This is a genomic window from Flavobacterium sp., from assembly GCF_035292545.1.
Classification (GTDB): Bacteria; Bacteroidota; Bacteroidia; order Flavobacteriales; family Flavobacteriaceae; genus Flavobacterium.
In genome coordinates, this window is record NZ_DATDPV010000038.1 from 1 (window position 1) to 20,928 (window position 20,928).

At 33.4% G+C, this 20,928-nt stretch carries 22 protein-coding genes; 13 read left to right on the forward strand and 9 right to left on the reverse strand.

What is annotated here, in order from left to right; all coding sequences use genetic code 11:
- A partial coding sequence (locus VI621_RS06300) for a DUF6705 family protein (RefSeq protein WP_324217533.1) occupies positions 1–234 on the forward strand: 234 nt, incomplete at its 5' end.
- A gap of 317 nt (positions 235–551) precedes the next feature.
- Here VI621_RS06300 and VI621_RS06305 read toward each other — a convergent pair.
- The 5 genes from VI621_RS06305 to VI621_RS06325 form a co-directional block, all read right to left on the reverse strand.
- Positions 552–800 (reverse strand): hypothetical protein, encoded by a 249-nt coding sequence (locus VI621_RS06305; RefSeq protein WP_324217534.1) that lies wholly within the window; start codon positions 798–800, stop codon positions 552–554.
- Between the two features lie 32 nt (positions 801–832).
- Positions 833–1,153 (reverse strand): hypothetical protein, encoded by a 321-nt coding sequence (locus VI621_RS06310; RefSeq protein ID WP_324217535.1) that lies wholly within the window; start codon positions 1,151–1,153, stop codon positions 833–835.
- 22 nt (positions 1,154–1,175) lie between these two features.
- A complete protein-coding gene (locus VI621_RS06315) occupies positions 1,176–1,526 on the reverse strand; it encodes a hypothetical protein (RefSeq protein ID WP_324217536.1) in 351 nt (116 codons plus the stop codon).
- A 223-nt stretch (positions 1,527–1,749) separates the two neighbouring features.
- Positions 1,750–3,501 (reverse strand): hypothetical protein, encoded by a 1,752-nt coding sequence (locus VI621_RS06320; protein ID WP_324217537.1) that lies wholly within the window; start codon positions 3,499–3,501, stop codon positions 1,750–1,752.
- An 84-nt stretch (positions 3,502–3,585) separates the two neighbouring features.
- Positions 3,586–3,789 carry a hypothetical protein gene (locus VI621_RS06325; RefSeq protein ID WP_324217538.1) on the reverse strand — a complete coding sequence of 68 codons (204 nt, stop codon included), beginning with the start codon at positions 3,787–3,789 and terminating at the stop codon, positions 3,586–3,588.
- Positions 3,790–3,820: 31 nt separating this feature from the next.
- On the opposite strand from VI621_RS06325, the gene VI621_RS06330 reads away from it, so the two are divergent.
- On the forward strand, positions 3,821–4,099 hold the full coding sequence (locus tag VI621_RS06330; RefSeq protein WP_324217539.1) for a hypothetical protein: 279 nt from the start codon (positions 3,821–3,823) through the stop codon (positions 4,097–4,099).
- 93 nt (positions 4,100–4,192) lie between these two features.
- Here VI621_RS06330 and VI621_RS06335 read toward each other — a convergent pair whose 3' ends face one another.
- The 4 genes from VI621_RS06335 to VI621_RS06350 are packed head-to-tail and all read right to left on the reverse strand — an operon-like array spanning position 4,193 to position 5,199.
- Positions 4,193–4,399 (reverse strand): hypothetical protein, encoded by a 207-nt coding sequence (locus tag VI621_RS06335; RefSeq protein WP_324217540.1) that lies wholly within the window; start codon positions 4,397–4,399, stop codon positions 4,193–4,195.
- Between the two features lie 2 nt (positions 4,400–4,401).
- On the reverse strand, positions 4,402–4,659 hold the full coding sequence (locus VI621_RS06340; protein WP_324217541.1) for a hypothetical protein: 258 nt from the start codon (positions 4,657–4,659) through the stop codon (positions 4,402–4,404).
- Between the two features lie 11 nt (positions 4,660–4,670).
- On the reverse strand, positions 4,671–4,859 hold the full coding sequence (locus VI621_RS06345) for a hypothetical protein (RefSeq protein WP_324217542.1): 189 nt from the start codon (positions 4,857–4,859) through the stop codon (positions 4,671–4,673).
- Positions 4,852–5,199, reverse strand: a complete 348-nt coding sequence (locus VI621_RS06350) for a hypothetical protein (protein ID WP_324217543.1) — start codon at positions 5,197–5,199, stop codon at positions 4,852–4,854. The genes VI621_RS06345 and VI621_RS06350 overlap by 8 nt, the downstream gene beginning before the upstream one ends.
- A 364-nt stretch (positions 5,200–5,563) precedes the next feature.
- On the opposite strand from VI621_RS06350, the gene VI621_RS06355 reads away from it, so the two are divergent.
- The 11 genes from VI621_RS06355 (at position 5,564) to VI621_RS06405 (ending at position 20,788) form a co-directional block, all read left to right on the forward strand.
- Complete coding sequence (locus tag VI621_RS06355) at positions 5,564–5,902, forward strand: hypothetical protein (RefSeq protein ID WP_324217544.1); 339 nt, start codon at positions 5,564–5,566, stop codon at positions 5,900–5,902.
- 49 nt (positions 5,903–5,951) lie between these two features.
- Positions 5,952–6,371, forward strand: coding sequence for a hypothetical protein (locus VI621_RS06360; protein ID WP_324217545.1), 420 nt, complete (start codon positions 5,952–5,954; stop codon positions 6,369–6,371).
- Positions 6,372–6,486: 115 nt separating this feature from the next.
- Complete coding sequence (locus VI621_RS06365) at positions 6,487–6,735, forward strand: hypothetical protein (protein WP_324217546.1); 249 nt, start codon at positions 6,487–6,489, stop codon at positions 6,733–6,735.
- Between the two features lie 12 nt (positions 6,736–6,747).
- The gene (locus VI621_RS06370; protein WP_324217547.1) at positions 6,748–7,101 is read left to right on the forward strand and encodes a 4-fold beta flower protein; all 354 of its coding nucleotides are present in this window, start codon (positions 6,748–6,750) and stop codon (positions 7,099–7,101) included.
- An 87-nt stretch (positions 7,102–7,188) separates the two neighbouring features.
- Entirely contained in the window at positions 7,189–7,401 is a 213-nt protein-coding gene (locus VI621_RS06375) for a hypothetical protein (RefSeq protein ID WP_324217548.1), read from the forward strand.
- Positions 7,402–7,416: 15 nt separating this feature from the next.
- The gene (locus VI621_RS06380) at positions 7,417–7,995 is read left to right on the forward strand and encodes a DUF6978 family protein (protein ID WP_324217549.1); all 579 of its coding nucleotides are present in this window, start codon (positions 7,417–7,419) and stop codon (positions 7,993–7,995) included.
- Entirely contained in the window at positions 7,995–8,804 is an 810-nt protein-coding gene (locus VI621_RS06385) for a hypothetical protein (RefSeq protein ID WP_324217550.1), read from the forward strand. Before VI621_RS06380 ends, VI621_RS06385 begins: the two co-directional genes overlap by 1 nt.
- Positions 8,805–8,853: 49 nt before the next feature.
- A complete protein-coding gene (locus tag VI621_RS06390; RefSeq protein WP_324217551.1) occupies positions 8,854–9,342 on the forward strand; it encodes a hypothetical protein in 489 nt (162 codons plus the stop codon).
- 815 nt (positions 9,343–10,157) lie between these two features.
- Entirely contained in the window at positions 10,158–15,113 is a 4,956-nt protein-coding gene (locus VI621_RS06395) for a LamG-like jellyroll fold domain-containing protein (protein ID WP_324217552.1), read from the forward strand.
- A gap of 249 nt (positions 15,114–15,362) precedes the next feature.
- The gene (locus VI621_RS06400; RefSeq protein ID WP_324217553.1) at positions 15,363–19,928 is read left to right on the forward strand and encodes a LamG-like jellyroll fold domain-containing protein; all 4,566 of its coding nucleotides are present in this window, start codon (positions 15,363–15,365) and stop codon (positions 19,926–19,928) included.
- Positions 19,929–20,107: 179 nt separating this feature from the next.
- On the forward strand, positions 20,108–20,788 hold the full coding sequence (locus VI621_RS06405; RefSeq protein WP_324217554.1) for an alpha/beta hydrolase-fold protein: 681 nt from the start codon (positions 20,108–20,110) through the stop codon (positions 20,786–20,788).
- Positions 20,789–20,928 lie beyond the last annotated feature (140 nt).

Here is a 20,928-nt window from a genome sequence, read left to right on the forward strand (position 1 = left end):
ACCAACAGACCATTGTGCACAGATTGTGCATTAAATGAGAAAAGAGTTATGTTAAGTTTTTCGGATACCGAATCTTATGGGACAATGGTAGTAAGAAGAATAATGCAAGGCGGACAGCAAGCCATCAAAATAAAAACAAGAAGACAAGGACCAAGTGTTTATGTCGATGGCACACCACCCCCACCTTCGGATTTTACGGTTCCCGCCGGAGAATATATTTTGATTAAGCAGTAAATAAAAAACTAAAACAAAACAGCAGTTTTAAGGTTTGTCCTAAAACTGCTGTTTATTTAACCGATAAATAACAAAAAGCAAAATCTGAAAGTGTTTTTTGCGGGTCATCGTTCTTTTCCAGTTAGTACTCCTATCAATAAATAAACAACCGTTGCGACCCAAAACCAAAAAAAACCGATTACTATTGCAATCGTCCAATTGCCCAATGTTGCAGAAAGTTTATAATATACTCTGATACTTATCAGCAAAATAATTGCTATTATTAGTATAGTTGATAGTATATTCATTAGTGGTTTTTGTAATTTTCTTTTCATAATTTAAAATTCAAATCCGGGCGGAAGTCCGTAAGTTTCAAAATATTCTTTGATCTCATGATGCTCTACAACATGGGTTCTGATTACCTCTTTTATAGATAAATCTTTATAGAACCCCTTGTCTTTTCGGTTATCATAAATTATTATGTTTATCCTATTTCTTACCGCCCTTTCCGGTACTGGATAACACATTTTAACTAATTGTGCTTTTGTAATTGAATACGGTAGTTTTTTTGTTGGATTTGGTAGCATATAATTTATTGATAACCGATTAAACTTTTTTTTTATCTCACTTTTGCAAACACATAATGCGTTTCGCTATGACTTGCTTTTAGATTGCCCTCGAATGTATCTAGGTCTTTCATTGCGTTTTGCGTTGCTTCCTGTTTGGTAAAATCTTCTTTTGCAAATTCGCAGGGTGTGTTTTGCAATACGGTTGCAATTGGAGTTTCATCGGTAATGATGGTTTTCCAGACAAAATGCTTTTCGGTGTGTTCCGCTGCAATTGCATCAGGGTTTAGGTTTTGTTTTTCGCAAACATCAAAAAATGCTTCTTGCTCACTAGTCCAGGTTCTTTTCGAACGTTTGTAAATTGATTGTTTCATATTGAATTTATTTATTGGTTAATTATATACTCATTAAGTGCCAGTGAATTAAATCCGATGTTTTTTGCAACACGAATTTTTCAAAATCTCCTCGAATCGTGTTAGTGCTATTGCAACATAATATCAATATGACCGCTTCGCTTGGGCTTAAATTTATTGTCGCATAAGCTTTACTGGTCTTTTCGATTTTGCTTCTGAAGCTGTAATACAGTTTTTGTAAAATATCTGTGATTAATACACAATCCAAAAACTTATTATCGGTTTTATCAATCATTTGTACCTCGTACGATTGGTATGTTAAAAAGTTCAGTAACTCGTTTTGCAATACTTGTATTTCTACAATTTCGATTTTCTTTAAAGCGATGTTTCTCATATCTTTTTTGATGCTATTAGTTGACCGTTTTCATAAAATTGCACCACGTTGGTAATTTTTGAAAGTGTGTGTTTTTCAAACCTCCGGAGCATGCTTAACATGATTAAATGATTCGGGCGTTTGTTCTGATTAATCGGGGACCACCAAACCGCATTTTCTTGTTTGGATTTGGTAAGGATCACCATTTTAATTTTTGAGGAATTGGCTTCAAATATTGGCATGATTAAAATTCGTTTAGGTTATATTTCAAAAAATCATCATCAAAAGCTACTTTGGTATTCATTTGCAATGTCTTTTTCTCAATCATTGCGGGTAATTTTTCTAAAAATTCACATGGTAAATTCTTTTCTACATAATCAAATAATTGGGGTAATGTGATCTTGTTTTTGAAGAAACGATTTACCTCATTTTCGTATTTTTTTGCGTGGTTAATCGTTGTTTTTCTGCGTACTGCATTGGCTTCCTGCTTCTTTTTCAGGGCTTCATATTTCGCCTTGTTTTGCAAATGTTCTGCATACTTCGATTTTGTGTATTCAAAACCAACTTCTTTGGACGTTTTTCTGGTCATATCGAAATAATCGCAAGGAAACAAAGGGGTAAACTCATGTTTGACGAACCATTTTCGGGCCCATTCTGAACGCCAACGCATTTGTTGAATATCTTCAGCAATAGCTGCTTTGTTAAATGCTTCTCCAGTGAATGAAATCCATTTATTTGCCATGTAGAGATTAATGGCTTTTTTCCATGAACCCGCAAACGGCGTACTGTTTTTGTAAATTTTTGCCATTCCCTTGAAAAAATCCTGAATAACTAATTCCCTGAAATCTTCTTTTAGCATCGTGCCGGAATACGCTTCTTTGAAAAAACAACGAATGTCAATCGGTTTGTAATTGTTATATTCCTGACTGGCAAGATTTACGGCAAGTTCCTGCGGATGGATAATGAGGTTTTGCAGTTTTTCAGATAAAGTTTCCGGAACTTTAACACTTTCGCCCACCGCCACCTCAGTTGGATTTTGCTTCTTGCTGGCTGGTGTTCTTGTAAAAAACAAATTAAAAGGCGTGACCGGAGGGAACTCCTTATCATCAAGAGAAATGTTTTTCACATTCTCTTTCATTTGACATTCATTTAAATCTGTTCTTGTAATCTCATTGTTATCAGGTAAAACATTCTCGTTTGGAGAGGTAACTAATTGATTATCAGCAACGACAAGTTTTAAGGATTTGAGGTCTAAAACGGTCAAAATTTCGGCGTTTATATGCACTTCTACGGGTCTGTTTTGCCCTGCAAAGTGGTAATCTACAAATACACCGCATTCTTCTAAACGTTGTCTGTGGTTGCGCACCGTCTTTGTACAGAGGTCTAAACTTTGTATGTCTTTTCGTTTTAGTTGGGTTACTAAAAAAGAATTGATCTTAAATTCTTCTATGGGTCTAATGGCAGTAATGCGCAACTTCATGTATTGCTCGTTGCGTTTCATTAACTGAGAATTGTATAAATGCAAAAGATTTTGAAAAATAATTTCTGTAGCGTATTTTACAGTTTGGATTTTCTTTTTCGGAACCAGTAAACCATACTCATTGCAAAAGGCATCTGCTTTGTCGTTGTATTCTCTTGGTTTTAATGATTTGTTGCTTAACAAAAAGACTTTAGAAAATTCCTTTTGCACTTCGTTAAGTGTTGTGTTTTTTCGGAATAGATCAACATTGGTATTATGAACTTCAATTAATTCGTTTTCAGCATGGGTTTTAAAATTATAAGTTGCAATGTGCTTCCTGTAATTGTCCATCGTAACCGCAAACGCTTCATCTGTGATAGCCGGATAAACTGCCATAATGCGGTCTTTCATTTGCAATGTACTTGCAACGTCAATTGCAATGGCTTTTTCGGTATCGTTTTTTCTTGTAGTATTTCCAAATCCAAAAAGATTGGAAGCTAACGAGAAAACTTTTGAATCTAAAGGCTGTTTGTTCATAAATTACTTTTTGATAACCTGTCAGTACCGGGCAAAATTTGCCCGAATACGTCTAGGGAGTTTCAGCTATTGCTGGAGGTATTTTTAATGTTTTTTTCTAAATTGGGTTGCCATTAGTTTCTCGGTCACACTTTCAATGGTCCAGTTCTCTAATAGGTCGGGTTTTGTAATCTTTTTTTTAACTGGTTTTCCAACTTCTTTTTCAATACACATGGCCAAGTCTTTCAGTTCCTCGGCGGAAAGAAAAATTTTGGCGTTGTTGAATATTGATAGGACTTTTGGACTCATTATTATTATATTGCGATCTAAATTTTGAACTATGACAGTTATCGATTTTAAAAGGGAGGCAAATGAAATATTCATGGTGTATGCTAATGAATACGCTGAACTCGATCAAAGTATTACGGTCGAACAACCGGAGCATCTTGAAGATATAGTTGCTGGATTTTCTGAAGCATTAGATTCGATTTACCTCTTGTACGTTTCATATTTAAATGATACAGAGGAAAAAGAAATAGCCGAATATAAAAGGGTTTTGCGCGTAAATATGTCAAATATTTATACTTTAGACCTACCTGAGTGGACAAATGCCTACTAGCTATTCTCTTAAATTCCTCTTTGCTCATTCCGCCCTCTTTAACAAATTCGTATAATTCGTCAATTCTTAATTTTGGAAAATTCATACTCTTTTTTATTTAATGGTTTGGTAATTTTGCCTTAGCCGCAATAAAGTCGGATAAATCATTATTTTTCGATGAATTTGCCATGATAAGTACTTACGTACAAGAACTCTGCGATGCTTTCCTGAAACTGAAAAAGGTTTAGCATAACCTTTTGGAAAATATTTTTTTAGCCATTCGGCTCTCCATTGCGCTTGCTCTAAATCTTGATTTGCCATAATTATTTTTTAGATAGTTTTTTGCGTTTGTCCTGCAAAACCTTTTTTGCTTTGATTGTTTTATGGGCCAGTTTCATGATTTCTATTTCTAGTGCAATATTTTCTCTGTGTCCGCAAACTAAAAGACTGATACTATTGGGAGAAAAATCGTTACCGTCTGCATTTTTTATATGCAGTTTTGCAAAACCTTGCAAAATGGAGCTAGTGTATTGTTTTCCCCAAGTTTTTATAACAAGCTTTTTTTCGGTTGCTGTAATCATGACTTTATTATTTAATCTGTTGGTATTTCTAACTGGATGCAATAGCCGTGTTTGTTTTTCAATTCAATAACATCATTGTTTTGCAAATCAGAGTTTGCAGGAACGTACACCGTTTTATTTCGAGAAGCGTAACGAAACGCAGCACGTTTGATTTTTTGATGCAACCTGTAACGGCGGTTTTCTGTTGATGTTCTAATCATAATCAGTCAATGGCTTTGATGTTAAATGATAATTCCCACACTTATCGCACTCATAAACCCTTATTGGTTTTTTGTGTTTTTGCGTTTGATTATTAATTTCAAATAATATTTGCTTTGCAATTTTCTCATTAAAATAGGCTTGCTTGCTACAAATAGGCTCTTCAATTTGTGCAACCTTGTGTTTTATTTGTTCAATATTCTTATTTACATATTTTAATAAATAAGGACAAAAAGGATTTTGATTTTCATAAATGGTAATCAAATACTCTTTTGGAACATTTTTGAGCAATTTAAACTTGTGTTTTCCAATAGTTAAAATTGAATTATCCGTTAAATCCATAATCTTGGCACACTATTTGGATTGTTAAATTTTAGTTAAAGTCTTACAATTACACCCTTTCCAGGGGTTTTGCAAAAGGCGTTTTGTTGCCTTGTTTTTCTTTATCCAACATTGTTTTTTAATTGCTTGTTACAATGTTTTTTTTTACATTCGTAGTTATTGTTTTGCAATACGTTTGTAATGTTTATGTAACGTTTGAACAAGGCAAATATACAAACAAGTTTCAATTATACAAACATATTTCAATAATATGAATACATTTTTCAAAAGATTATTACAACTTGTTGATAATAAGGGATTTAAAAACTTAAACGATTTCGCTTTAAATGGTCTGAAATACGATTCTTCGTCTAAATTGAACCGATTGAAAGACGAAAACAAGAAACCATCAGTTGAAATTATTGAAGATATTGCAAACAAGTTTCAAGATTTAAATTTGCGTTGGTTGATTCTTGGTGAAGGCGAAATGTTAAGGGAAAAAATATTTCAAGACTCAAATAATCTTGATAATACATACGAAATCAATTCAAATGATAAAAAAATAGCTTTTCTGGAAGAGCAAAACGAGTTATTGAAAATAACCAGCACCAATAAAGACGAAATGATATTATTTTATAAAGAAAAAATTGGCTTTGTTGAAATCAAATTGCAAGATTGTGAGAATGAAAAAAAATTACTTAAGGGTAGTAAACCTAGTCTTTAGTCTTAATTAAATTGTATATTCGTAGGAATTATCATAAACAAAAAATAAAATGAAAAATATTTTATTATTATTCGCAATTGCCTCTTTGGCATTTTTTACAAGTTGCAGGATCACAAAAACAGTGACAATGATGCAAGCTAAAAGCAATGCTAAATTTACAGAGCAAGAATTTATTAAAGGTAAGAATGATGCGGTTGGACTTTTAAACCTTACTAATGCACAGAAAGGGCAATCTGAAATCGTTTGGAAAACAGAGAAAGAAGAATTAGCAAGAATTAATATTGAGCAAAACGAAGAAATCGCTCCGGTTATTTATAAGTCAGAGATTGAGTTCAGAAAGATTTTGACGTCGGACCAATTAACAGAATATAAAAAGCTAGCATATGATAGTAAGATAAACAGATATTTCTTAGACGATCATTCGTTAGGAGAATTAAAAAGAATTTATAAAAAGAAGTTCTTTTTATGATAAAAACGCAAGTCTAACGCAACGCCTATAAAGGCAAAAAAGGAGAAAAGCAGTAAATACAATACATTGATTTTAGTTAAAGATTAAATACCCCATAATTTACCAAACTAATATTATGAAAAAGGCTTATAGTTTTTTTAGAATTAATGACACTGATGAGAGCCATATTTTTGAAGGTCATTCAAAAGGTTCAAATTACAAAATATCAGTTGATTGTATGTGCAAAAAAATTACACCGTCACAAGGTTATTGGATAACAGATGCGGTACGTTTAAACGAACAAGAGACTCGAGAAAAAGCTGCTGAATTTGGCAAATTAGTTTGCCGCAATTGTATCAGCATGTTATATACCACTTATGAATAAAAATACTATACTATGACATTTTATAATAATTGTGGCATGGCTTTATTTTATACTGATGACAATGAGCATCTTTTCGACTATAATGGAAGCCCACTTGGATATATATATGAAAATTCCGTATATAATTACAATGGAAATCATATAGGTTGGTTTGATAATGGATGGATAAATGCCCCTAATGGACAGTATCTTTTTTTTAATGAGAATGCAAATGGAGGGCCAATGAAACCAATGAAATTCATAAAGCCCATGAAATCGATGAAATACATGAAGCCCATGAAATCGATGAGAGAAATGAGACCTATGAAACCAATGAGATCATTAAGTTGGTCTAGTTTAGATCTACAGCGATTTTTTAGATATTAAACACAAATTGCAAATGTTTTGCAAAAGGATTGCGCATACCAAATACCACATAATATAATTTAGTAACCATTAAACAATTAATATATTATGAGTACACTATTAGATTTAAATAAAATATGTAGATCTCTTCAAAATAAAACGTGTAAAGAACATAACGAAAAACCAAATGCAAAAGTGAGCGGGGATTCAATTAAATTCAATCCGTGTTGTGATAAATTTGGAAAAGAAGTTCAAAAAAAAATTGAAGAAGAAATATCGAAACAGACAGAGGAAGCTATTGCTAAGATGTTTAAATTTTAAATTAAAAAAGAATTTATGCTTAAATTAATTAAAATTAATGATGACATTGCAAATCAATCTGATTTCTTTTCTAAACTTCTAAATGAAGAAAAACAAATCCACAGTAAGCAAATCTATCTTTCCGAAAAAAAAGGTAATCCAAGATGGGCCGCTGGCAGTTCGGCAACTATTTTAAAATCTACCAATGACTCCATTGATTTTATAGTTGAAAAAAGCAACATGGAATATAAGTATGGGATAAAACTACGATGCAAAAAATTATCCAATACACCATATTTCAGATTTGACTCAGATGGTCCAGCACATCGGAATTCTGATGAATCGGTAAAACTTGCTGACCGACAAATACCAACTCCCCATTTCAACACTTTTGATTCAAAGGGAAGGGAGTTCGCTTACCAAAATACAATTTTAAAACAACAAAATGAAGCAGAAGCAATTGCCAACAATCTCGATTTTGGCATTTCTCTATTCTGCAATGAAGCAAATACATTTGTTAATAATAAAGAATTACCCGAATGTATAGATAGCGGTATATTACCCGGATTTGAAATTAACATTGCTTTTGATTTAAATAATATTAAATTCAAATAATGGATATTCAACATATAAAAGATAGTATAAAAGAAACTTTTTGTGGTTTAACAAACTTTAAACAAAGAGAAAACATTCTAGAAGTGATAACTGCCTATTCGACTTTAAACAATAAATTTATTTCAATTTTTGTAAAATTCGAAAAAGATAGATTTGTAGTTACAGATGCAGGATGGATTGATAAAAATATATATGATACTCCAACTTTTGATGAATCAGAAGATATTCTTAAAAGGATAATTAATAATTATCAATACAATTATGAAATCAAGACTACTATTGATGCTAAAGGAAATTTATATTATTATAAAGACTGTATTAGTCCCGAACAACTACCTGGTTTGATATTTGATTTAGCAAATTTTTCAGTAGGTGTCGTTAATAGTTTTTTCATACAATTTAAAGACCCTAAAGAAGAAAAAGAAAGAGAAACATTCAAAAAAGATGCTAACATATTTTTGAAACAACATTTTGGAAAATCTTTAAAAGTAAATGCTCCATTAGATGATTTTAAAAATATTAAGTTCAATGCAATTGTATCTAACGGCGAAAAATTAGTTTTAATATCTTATGTTACAGGCTCTACACAACACTATTTTGAAAGTGATTTACGGAAGTCAATTGTTAATTTTGAAATTACAGAAAAATCAAAATACAAAAATAATATTAAAGAAAAAATAACTCTCATTAACAATCAATCCAATGGTTATAACACTCTTAAATCCGGAGCAATCTTAAATCTTTTGGATGAAAAAACAACGAGACCTCCTATAATTTGGTCTGAAAAAGAAAAGATTTTAGCTTTTTAATAATCTGTTTTTACATACTTAAAATAATGTTCAATAATATTCATAACAAATGAAAATAGAAAATCTAATAACGAATTTAGAAACGAGTGAAAAATTAATTAAATCAGGAGTTAATGTTCATGCTGCCTTAAGCCACTACAAAAATATAAATGGGGACCAGTATGTAGATTTTACAGATCTTTCTCATAGTGAATTCCTATTTCCTGCGTACACTTCTGAAGAGATAATGAGCTTGCTACCTAGTGATATTTTTTTGAATGAGAATCATTATACCCTCGTAGACGAGCCAAATTCAAGTTGTAAAGTATATAAAAAACATGAACCCAGCAATGAGAATCATGGAGTTTCAGCTCATTTAGATTGTACTAAATCTGATGATGAAAATTCTTTTTTTGTAACTAGATACTGGTACAATGGTGTAATTGCTACATCAATAACTAAAAACGGCGAATACCAAAATTTAATTTGTTTTGGCGACAATGAAGCAGAGAGCAGAGCGAAAATGTATCTACTTCTAAAAAATGAAAATATTATATAGATTTTTAAAATACTATAAATTAGGAATACTAAAACGCATACGATTTACACTTTTATTCAAAAAAAGGCTTTGCAAAAGCTTATAAACATTGGGGCTTGCAAAGACTTTAAAATTCATAACCCTGAGGTCACGGGTTCAACTCCCGTCCTCGCTACTAAATTCAAATCCCTAAACTACAATAGTTTAGGGATTTTTTTTGTTTTATATTTTTATAAAGAGTCGATAAATTTTAAGTTAAAAAAAAAACATTCCAAACCGACTTTCTTTATACCTCTTCATTACCTGTTTAATATTTTTAAAAAGTCCTTTTGCATTGACCATTTTGGTCGACACATTTAACTTATAATTCCTTTTTGCCAAAATAAATCTCTTCTATCCAGACATTATTTGATCTCTGTTGCGTATTTCAGGAATTAATTGTGTTGTTTTAATTCGCAATTTAATGACTATAAAAGCTTCCTAATGTTAAAAATAAATTGAAAGAAAAAACATCTCTTAATATAACATAAATGTATTTAATCGTGATTTTATGTCTTTTATCGATATTTATAGTACTTTATTCAAAATACCTACTTAATTTTGAATCGTAAAAACAAATTCATTGTAATCATTTTATTATTAAATCAATAAAAAACTACTTTTAATCGATTTTTATCACCTATTATCCATATTTAATAAAAACACTTTTGTATTTTTAACAAATAATTTAAATTAAAATCATAATATAAGCACAGATAATATGTAAAATGCCTGAATAAAAAACCTGAATCCATTATTTTAACGTAACCGAAAAATAATCTAAGCCCCCAAAGATTATGAAGAAAACTACCCTACTGTTAAGTGATAAACTAATTCCTACTTTAGTTTTTTTACTATTACTGTTCTTTGTTGCACCTATCCAAATGATAGCTCAAACACAGATAGCGCCGCAAGTTAATTTTTTGCAAAGAACTTCCTCTGCCACACCTACCAAAACGATCTACAACGTTAAGGGTGATTTTACAATGTTAGGCAACACTAATTTAACTCTTGTCAATTACACAAATAGCTCTGACAATGAGACAAATAGCATGAAATACATCGATATTGATGGTGATGCCAATACTTGGAATTCTTCTATGGCTACCCTTGAACTCTCTAATTCGGGTGAAAATAGTGCTAATCAAAATTGTTCAACTATTATTTTCGCAGGACTTTATTGGACCGGAAAATCGGATGACGCCGATACCTTTGTAGTTTCAAAACAGGTTCCAAATGGTACACAGGCAATCAATAATAATTTAACCATAAATCACGCGCAAGCTATTGCTAATACCAATTACTCCTTAAATATAACCAGGGATAATCAAGGTAGTACAAATCGTAGTCCAATTTATACATTTTCGGGAAATGGCAATACCTATACTTTTCATTACAGCAATAATGCTGCACCGGCAACTGTAAGGCTTTCTGTAAATGGTGGCGCGTTCACAAATATTCCCGTAACAATTACCATATCAGGAACTACTGCAACTGCCACCCTTGCAACCCCGTATGTTATAGTGGATGGAACAGTAAATTTAACAATTAACCAATTAATCAGAAGCACAGCAACAAACTTAAACAGTCCAGATACTCAAACCACTTCTTCTGCCGCGGTTAATGTTTCAGGTACTATTCCTGCGTTTGCAACCATTACAAAAAATTACGATAAAAGAGTAGTTTCTTTGAAAGGACCAGGCGCTACAACTTATGAAACCATCACTGCAAACACTAACGGTATAAATTCTGAAATACGTTTTCCTGGAGCTGCCCAAAGCGGAATTTATGTTGGCTATCAAGAAATCACCGATTATGTAAAAGCACACGGTCCAGGGGCCTATACTGTTGCTGATATAGCTTTGACCGAAGGTACGAATGCTAATCCGGGTTTATCGGGAGGTTGGGTTATAGTTGTTATTTATGAGAATCCTATAATGAAAAGTCGTGCCGTAACTCTTTTTGATGGGTATGATTATATTAATGGACAGGCTGTTGGTGGTGAATATGGCCTAATCCCGATTTCAGGATTTACAACTGTTGGATCGGGACAGGTGAATATGAAACTTGGCTTACTCGCAAGTGAAGGAGATATAGCCTTATCGGGAGATTATTTAGCGGTGCAAAAGTTAAATCAGGATCCTGCAGTTTATCCTGGAAATTATTCTATTTTAAATCATGCAGGGAATTTAACCACTAATTTCTTCAATTCTTCTATATTCCCTCTGCCGGCTGTAGGCAGTAGCAATCCTATTTTGCAAAACAACACAGGAGTTGATTTTAGTATGTTTACAATTCCGAATGCATCAAATTCTGTAATAGCCAATAATCAAACTGCCACTACTTTTAGATTTGGCTCTACTTCTGACGTATTTACCATATTCGGTTTTGCTATGTCAGTGGATGCCTATATCCCGGAACCAACCGGATTGATAAGCGTAACATCCATTAATAATGTTACAAACCCTGCCGTTTTAAATGCATTACCAGGACAAACAATCAATTATTCCCTCAATATTACAAATCAAGGTACCGAAGCAACGAATAACACCATAATTTCAATTCCCATTCCGGCAACTGCAATTTTTAATACAGGAGCAACTATTTCATACCATACCTACAACGGATTCACTACAACCAACGTTCCTTATTTTGATTCGGCAACAAATCAACTTATTTGGGATTTGGGTGTATTACCTATAACCGCGGGTCATCCTGAATATATCTATGCCGATTTAAGCTTTACCCTTAATGTTACAACAGATTGTGCCATTATATTAAGTGCCGGCTGTAGCCCTGAAGTCTCTTTAGAAACAGGTACGATAACAGGTACGGGTGCTATATCAGGAACTCCATTTACCGAGTATTTTTTTCAAGGATATGATGCAACAGCTTGTCATTTACCAATTGATGGCTCAATTAAAATAGCTATTGATGCAAGTTCATGCTTCTCAAGTATGGCGGGTCCGGATAAAATGGCTTATTGTGGAGGAGAATCTACTACATTAGAAGCATCAGCAGGAGCAGCGGGGTCTTGGGAAATTGTTAGTGGACCTGCTGGCGGTGGAGAAATTTTCTCAGATATCACAAGCCCCACTTCAACATTTTTCAGCCCTAATCTTGGCGCATATACCTTAAGATGGGCTACAAGTTGTGCCACAGACAACGTTGTAATTACTTTTTCACTCTGCAATGTTGTGAATTTTGATGGAGTTGATGACAATATTAACTTTAAAAATAACTTTAATTTAAACAGTGGTAATTTTAGCATAGAAGCTTGGGTCAAATCGAACGCTACTAATGCCGATACACAAGTTATACTTTCAAAACATCTTAGCCCAAGTTCGACTGATGGCTATGATTTAAGATTAGTAAACAATCTTATTTCATTCAATTGGAACAATAATTCCATAATTGCCACTCATGCAATTGACACTAACAGATGGTACCATATTGCGGTTACTTTCGATGGCACTAACTATAAATTATACATTGACGGAATATTAGACAATACTACCGCTTCTGTTGTAAACCCAACATCGAATACTGTTGATTTCATTTTGGGTGCTATGAGTCAAAATACTGACACGCCTTATAATTATTATAATGGTTATGCAGATGAACTGCGTATGTGGAATGTTTCTTTGACTGCTAACCAAATTCGTCAAATGATGAATCAGGAAATCACAAACGATGGTAGTGGCAATGTTAAAGGAGCGATTATACCTAAAAACATCAATGGATTAAGTTGGACTAATTTGACAGGCTATTATCAAATGAATAAAACAAGTGATGTAGACAATGGCTATTTAGTAGATAAATCCGGTAACTTAAAAAATGGTAAATTGAAAGGTATCGGTGTTCCAGAACCGGATACCGCGCCAATACCTTATATCTCTGTTGCGAATGGTAGTTGGGAAACTGATGAAACTTGGGTTAATTATCCTGTTTGGGATGTTCCTAATAGTATTGGCGTAGATGGTTCAACAAAAATAGATTGGAATATAGTTAAAACCTTACATGATATTACTTCAAATGGCAATAAGACAGTTTTGGGATTATTAGTAAATAGTAACAAATTAAGTGCTGAAAATAATTCAAAAATTGAAGTTTCCAGTTATCTAAAACTAGACGGAAAAATAGATTTAGTAGGAATGTCACAATTGGTACAAACGACAGAAAGCGATTTAGACCCAACAAGTTCAGGAAGTATAGAAAGAGACCAACAAGGACAATCCAATTTATACAACTATAATTACTGGTCATCTCCTGTTGGCCCAATTAACGCTGTGACAAACAATAACAATTATACTGTTGGAGGTGTTTTAAAAGACGGAACAAATCCGGCAAACCCAATAAATATCAATTGGGTTGGAGGGTACAATGGATCTCCGGGCACTCCGATTAGCTTAGCCCGTTATTGGATTTTTAAATTCCAAAATGTAAGTAATGCTTATGCAAATTGGTCGCAAGTTTTTGAAACAGGCACCCTTGCTCCTGCCCAAGGATTCACTTTAAAAGGAAGTGGAGCGGCAAGTGGGAAGCAAAATTATACTTTCATCGGAAAACCTTTCAATGGAACAATAACAAGTCCTGTTGCAGCAAATAATCTAAATTTGAGCGGGAATCCGTATGCTTCAGCTATAGATGCAAATCAATTTATAGATGATAATGTTTCTTCCTTAGCCGGAGCATATACCACTACAGGGACCATATATTATTGGGAACATTCCAGTTCAAACAATACTCATAATTTAGCTGCTTATCAAGGCGGTTATGCTGCATATACAAAAACTGGCGGAACACCACCGATTGCACCATCAGGAATTAATGGTTTGGGTGGAAATATAAAAATTGCTAAACGATTTATTCCGGTTGGCCAAAGCTTTTTCGTTGTAGGAAGCCCTACTGGCGGCAATATTGTTTTCAATAATACCCAAAGACTATTCGTTAAAGAAGACGATGTTGAAGCTTTCCAGTTGTTTAGAACTAGCAACAATATGTTATCTACAGAAAACAATGATAATGATGCTTATGAAGCAGACACATTTTCCAGAGTTCGTTTAGGATTTAACTCCAGTAACAACTATCACAGACAGATTTTACTTGGGTTCATGAATCAGAATGCCACAAGTGGTTATGATGTTGGTTACGATGCCATTCATATTGACAATCAGCCAAATGACATGTATTTCATGGCTGAAACAACAAAACTAACCATTCAAGGAGTAGGTTCCTTTAATAAAAACAGGATTTATCCTCTTGAAATTAAGACCGCTGTTCAAGGAAATGTAAAGTTTGTTTTAGATAGTTTAGAAAATTTTAATGCAAATCAGCAAATTTATGTTTATGATGAAGTAACCGATATCTATCATAATATAACAGAGCAATTATTTGAAGTCCTACTCCCTGCCGGAATAATTAAAAATCGTTTTTATTTGTGTTTTAAAAGCAAAAATAATAAAAACAATAACAACAAAAATACGTCAGATGAAGGCGATCTAAACGATGACTTGCAGGTAATGTATACCCATTCCAATCATGTATTAAATATTATAAATTTTTCTGAAAATACTTCGGTGAGTGCCGTATCGCTTTTCAATATTATGGGTCAATTTATTTCTAAATGGGATATCAGCAACAAAGAGCAAACCAATATACAAATCCCGATACAAAATATAAGCTCAGGGACTTACATCGTAAAAATTAAAACAACTGAAGGAGAAATTAGCAAAAAAATTATTGTTAAATAGCCATAAAATCGACAACTCTTATCAAAAAGCTTCCTGGTTTCGGGAAGCTTTTTTAATATGATCATATCTCAAAAATATATTTTACTTTATTTAAAAAAACATTTATAAAAATTAAACAAATGCAAATAACCAACATAAAATACTACAATTCTGTACTTTAACTAAAAAAAATAGCGCGATATCGACTTTATAATTATTGCAATTTATTTATATATAACTTTAGTTATGTAATATTTAAATAGCTAAAGAATGAATACTAACACTATTTTCGACAAAAAATCTATACTTCTGATTTTAACTGGATTATATGTTTTCCCATTAATAGCAATTGCCCAAATAGACATAATGAACCAAAGATTTAATTGTTTAAGTAATACTAATTGGAGCTCTACACCAACAAGCTTACGAGTTCAATTTGATGAAGTTGATTACCGTTCTAATGCTGGAACAACAACAGAAGAGTTCAACATTAACCTTTACGGTCAGAATAACCCGATTGCTCATAATTCTATGGCAATAATAGCAAATGGTACTGATTTTGGATCTACCCAAATAGTATCTGACCAAATAACCAGAACTTTTACTATAAAAAATATTGGAAGTGGCACTGTTAATCTAACTGGCACACCATTAGTTTCTATAACAGGAAGCGTAGATTTTTCAGTAATAACCTTTCCGATTACTCCTATTACAAGCACAAACACGACTGCTTTTCAAATAAAATTCAATCCAAGCTCTATAGGTATAAAGACTGCAACAGTATCAATAGCAAGTAATGACTCTGATGAAAATCCCTATATTTTTGAAATCAAAGGATCAGGAAATCAAGTTTTTTTCGATAGTGATGCAGACAGCATTTATGACAATGTCGATAATGATGATGATAATGATGGTATTCCGGATGTTACGGAAGAAACCAATTGCAATAGTTCTAATGGACATAAAGTAAACCATAAATTCTTAAATGAAACCTTCGGTTCAGGGCCAAGAACAACAATCAATACTACCAATAACGCAAATACAACTTATTGTTACGAGGACGGGACTGCTGGTATCAATACTATAACTTGTCCAACACTGAGTAGTTATAGTTTAGATGACGGAGAATACACTATTGGTCCAAGTGCTCAAATTGCCTCATGGGCTGCTTCCAGCTGGTATATGGGCAGGGATCATACGGGTGACTTAAATGGCAGAATGGCAATTTTTAACGCTTCCTACTCTCCCGGTGTTTTCTATACCGCTACAATGACAGGCGTTTTACCCAATGTTCCTATTACTTATAGTTTCTGGGTTATCAATCTTATACCAACAAACCACCCCAATGTTGGTAGTGTTTTAAAACCAAATGTCAGAGTAGAATTCAGAGACATTAATAACAATTTATTAACGGCGATCAACACTGGAGCTATAGCCCCAACCACAACAGGAAATCTGACGGGAGACTGGCATCAGTTTACAGCTGATTTAAACTTCAATGTGACCTCCTTCAAAGTAATATTCATCAATAATGTGACAGGCGGCTATGGTAATGACCTCGCTTTGGATGATATATTAATTACCCAGCGATTATGCGATTTAGACAATGATGGTGTTGCGGATGTTTTTGATTTAGACTCGGACAATGATGGTATTCCTGAAATAGTTGAAGCAGGGTTAGGGCATTTGAGTAATGGAAAAGGAAGAATGGATGTAACCTGCATAGATGTAAACGGAAACGGACTTCATGATAGCGCTGAATTTCCTATGAATTTAGTTTTGGATTCTGACGGAGACGGATTTCCAAATTACATAGATTTGGACAGCGACAATGATAGTGTTTTTGATGTGGATGAATCTGGCGCAGGAAATAGCAATGCTGCTTCAGGTTTTGTAAATGGTGATGGAGATATTAATGGTGATGGTATTGGAGACAGCCTCGATACAGAAACATTCAGAAATAAAGACACCAATGGAGACGGAGTAAACGAAGGCTTTGGGGATGGAATATTAGACATTTTTGACTATGGAATCGATAATTATGGAAATTCTGATCAGGGAACTATAAACGCTCCATTTCTAAATTATCTTTTAGATACCGATGGTGACGGTATTGCTGATTATATCGATATTACTTCAAATGGAGTTTCCTTAGATATTTCAAATACTCTTTATGCCAGTCTTGATGGTAATAATGATGGTATAATTGACAGCACAACAGATATTGATAAAGATGGTATTCTGGATACTTTTGATACTGATACTGCTTATTTTGGTTCCCCTAGGAATTTAGAACGCAAATTATTTATCGAATTCGACGGAAGAAATGATTACGGCCAAGACCTGTCTGTAATTAATGGATGGCCGAATGCAACCTTGATGGCATGGATAAATCTAAACAATTTATTTTCATCTGAAGGCATAATTGTCGCGCAGGACAAACTGCAATTGAAAGTAAATGGCGCCAGAAAATTACAAGCAATAGCGAATGGCATAACTATTACTGCACCAAAAGCCTTAAATGCTGGCCAATGGATTCATACAGCAGTGGTTTATGACAGTGGCAATAGTTTATTAAAACTCTATATAAACGGAACAATGGTGAAAAGCACGGCTATTTCCGGAACCTTAACAGCAGATGCTTCCCTTTTAACAATTGGAAAAAACCCATCTGCAAACGATAAATTCTTCAAAGGAAATATTGATGAAATTCGTGTTTTTGACATGGCATTAACCGATGCACAATTACAAAAAATGGTTTATCAGGAAATTCAAGATAACAATGGACTGATTAAAGGTACTATAATTCCAAAAGATATTGCCTCACTTCCCTGGTCTAATCTGAAACGGTATTACAAAATGGACAATTTCAAAAATAATGTAATTGATGATCACACCACAACAACAACTGATGTAACAACCGGAACCAAAATTTTTAATGTAAAAAATATTAAAGTTCAACAAGCACCGATGCCTTTTGTAACAAAACAAACAGGGTCAGTTGCTTCCGCTGTTAATTCTACAATTAATCAAATTATTGGTCAGGATGCTGTAGATAATAGTTGCGCTATTATAATCGTGAACCATAACATTACTTCCAACACTAATCTTACCTGTTTAGGCATGATCATCAATTCTTCAAAAAACCTAGAGATTAGTAATGACTCTAAGTTACAAAATGATTGGTATCTCAAATTAGATGGAAAAATCGACTTACAAGGACGTTCTCAATTAGTACAAACTACCGACAGCGATTTAGACCCGACAAGCTCCGGAAGTGTAGAAAGAGACCAACAAGGCCAATCGAGCCTCTACAACTATAATTACTGGTCATCTCCTGTCGGACCAATTAATGCCGTGACAAATAATAATAATTATTCTGTTGGAAATGTTTTTAAAGACGGAACAAACCCTGCAAGCCCAATAAATATCAATTGGGTTGGAGGCTATGACGGATCTCCAGGCTCCCCAATTAGCCTGGCCCGTCATTGGATTTTTAAATTTCAAAATGTAAGTAATGCTTATTCAAATTGGTCACAAATTTTTGAAACAGGCGCCCTTACTCCTGCCCAAGGATTTACTTTAAAAGGAAGCGGAGCAACAAGTGCAACTCAAAATTATACTTTCATCGGAAAACCTTTTAATGGTACAATAACAAGTCCCATTGCGGCAAACAACATCAATTTAAGCGGGAATCCTTATGCCTCAGCTATAGATGCAAATCAATTCATAGATGATAATATTTCCTCATTAGCGGGAGTATCCGCAACTACAGGAACCATCTATTTTTGGGAGCATTCAAGCTTAAACAATACCCATAATTTAGCTGGTTATCAGGGGGGTTATGCGGCATACACAAAAACTGGTGGAACACCACCGGTTGCTCCGCCAGAAATAAACGGTTTAGGTGGAAATACAAAAATTGCCAAGAGATTTATTCCGGTAGGTCAGGCTTTTTTTGTGGCGGGAAGTGCAACCGGAGGGAATATTATTTTTAATAATACCCAAAGATTATTTGTTAAAGAAGACCACGCATCCTCTTTCCAACTATTTAAAACCAATAGCAATAAACTAACGATGGTAACTTCTTTAGAGAACAATAATAATGATGTTTATGAAGAAGATACTTTTTCCAAAATTCGTTTAGGGTTTAACTCCAATAACAATTACCACAGACAACTTTTACTTGGATTCATGAATGAAAATGCGACAAGCGGTTATGATATTGGTTATGATGGCATTCACATTGACAATCAGCCAAATGACATGTGCTTTATGAATGGAACAACAAAACTGACCATTCAAGGAGATGGTTTCTTTAATAAAAACAATAGCTATCCACTTGAAATCAAGACAGCAGTTCAAGGAAATGTACAATTTGTTTTAGACAGTCTGGAAAATTTTGATACAAATCAGAAAATTTATATTCATGATAAACAAACCAATATCTATCACAATATAAGAGAACAAGTATTTGAAATTTCACTTCCTGCCGGAATAGCTGATAATCGTTTTTATTTGTGTTTTAAAAATAAAAAAAACAATGATCACAACGACAAAACCTCTTTAGATGAAGATGATTTAAGCGAAGGCCAAGGCATAAAGGTAATGTACACCCATTCCAATGAGGAATTAAATATTACAAATTTTTCTGACAACAAAGTGAGCGCTGTATCACTTTTCAATATCGTGGGTCAATTTATTTCTAAATGGGATATCACGAACAAAGAGCAAACCAATATACAAATCCCCATACAAAATATAAACTCAGGAACTTACATTGTAAAAATTAAAACAACTGAAGGTGATATTAGCAAAAAAATTATCATTAAATAGTCCAAAAACGACAACTCTTATCAAAAAGCTTCCTGGTTTCGGGAAGCTTTTTTAGATATGATCATACTTCAAAAATCAATTTCAAATCTTAAAAAAACTAACACATTTAACATAAATAGAATCAATGCCATCAAAAAGGCTAACTTAGCAGCACTTTTTAGCCCTACATTCAAAGTCACATGAAAAAATATATTATTCTTTTACTTTTTATTTTTAGCATTAATCTTTTACAAGCACAGCTTACAACTATAGTTGGGAAAACTGATTATCCTTTTTGGATTAATCTTCCTGACAAAAAAGTTTTAGACAAGAAAGCTCCCATAATTATCTTTTTACACGGAAAAAGTTTATCCGGAACTGATATTAATCGAGTAAAGCGTTATGGCATTTTACGTGCTATCGAAAAAGGGAGAATAATTCCGGCAATTGTAATCGCCCCACAAGTAGCTTCAGGTTCATGGAATCCGGATAAAGTCTTGGAGGTTTTAAAGTATGTCCAAAAAAATTATAATACCGATTTATCTCGAGTTTATGTTTGCGGCATGAGTTTAGGCGGTTACGGCACATTGCATTTTGCTGGAAAATACGCAAATAAAATTACAGCCGCTGTAGCCATTTGTGGCGGTGGAAACGTAAAAGATGCTTGCAAACTGGCGACCATCCCATTATGGATTCAGCATGGGGATAAAGATTTTGTTGTTCCGATTTCAGAATCAAAAAAGATTGTAAATGCAATCAAGTGTTGCAAACCCAAAGCCGATGTTAAATTTACCATCATTCCTGGAGGAAATCACAGTAATGTGGAAAATCTTTTTAGAGAAGACGCTATTTACGAATGGATGCTGAAACAAAGCAAGTAAATTAGATTAAAAAGTAAAGGCTGTCATTTAATTTTGACGGCCTTTTAATTATTTCAGGATTTCTTTCAATCCTTCTAAACTGATTTTTGTTTGTACGAAATCAAATTTTTAAAAACCTATTGGTTTTTTTATCATTTATT